The sequence below is a fragment of the Actinomadura sp. 7K534 genome (genome assembly GCF_004348575.1).
Classification (GTDB): Bacteria; Actinomycetota; Actinomycetes; order Streptosporangiales; family Streptosporangiaceae; genus Spirillospora; species Spirillospora livida.
In genome coordinates, this window is record NZ_SMKB01000516.1 from 1 (window position 1) to 880 (window position 880).

An 880-nucleotide genomic window follows, 5' to 3' on the forward strand; every position below is an offset into this window, starting at 1 on the left:
TCCCCGAGCTCGGCGGCCCCTTCGGCGCCCGCGTCGCCGCGGAGGCCGCCCCCCTCGGCGAGCGGCACCGCCTCGTCCCCGTCCCCGTCGACGGCCTCCACGAGACCCTCAGGACCGCGGAGAAGGACTGGGGCGTCCGCCTGTCCACCATGGGCCGCCGCCTCGACGAGGACCTGCCCTACTTCCTCACCGCCGCCGCCGCGGGCCGGCACACCGCCGCCCTCCTCGCCTGACCGTCAGACGGAGGCCGTCTCGCCGGCTCCCGCTCCGGCGGCGCCGGCCGCGGCGGCCTCCTCGGCGGTGTAGGACGAGGCGAACGTGAACGCCCGCGGCGAGGGGCCCCGGTCCCGCAGCAGGGCGAGCCGCTCCAGCGCCTCCCCGACCGTCGGCGTCCGGCCCGCGGGCACCCACCACAGGACGAGATGCGCGTCCGCGTGCCGCCCGAACCACTCCCGGCGGCGCCGCATCGTCTCCAGGTGCGGGCTGCGGTACACGAAGTCCCACAGCGCCTCGGCCGACTCCCACACCGAGTAGTTGATGATCACGTCGTCGCCGGCGGGGCGCATCCCGGTGGCGTCGGGCTCCCCCTCCTCCGTCAGCCGCCACACGAACCCAGGCGCGGCGTCGGCGAGCGCGTTGACCGGCTCCAGCAGTGCGACGAACTCCGCCATCCGCGGATCGCCGAGCGGGAAGCGCAGCGTGGCGACGTTGAACTGCGCGAGGTGGAACCGGGGGGAGGCGGGCCGCGCGGAGGCGGGGGTGTGATCGCTCATGCGCCCCACTCCACCACGGCCGCCGTTTCTATGTCAACGCTCGTTGTTTTTAGAAGGTCCGGCCGCCTCCGCCGCCACACAGCACCAACCCGGCCGCGCGTCCATCC

The 880-nt window shown here is 75.3% G+C and carries 1 protein-coding gene and 1 pseudogene; one reads left to right on the forward strand and one right to left on the reverse strand.

Going from position 1 to position 880, the window contains the following annotated elements:
- Positions 1 to 233 (forward strand): annotated as a pseudogene (locus E1266_RS37475) (DUF3866 family protein); the annotation flags it as partial.
- A 3-nt stretch (positions 234 to 236) separates the two neighbouring features.
- Here E1266_RS37475 and E1266_RS37480 read toward each other — a convergent pair.
- Entirely contained in the window at positions 237 to 773 is a 537-nt protein-coding gene (locus tag E1266_RS37480; protein ID WP_132055352.1) for a DUF3291 domain-containing protein, read from the reverse strand.
- Positions 774 to 880: the final 107 nt, after the last annotated feature.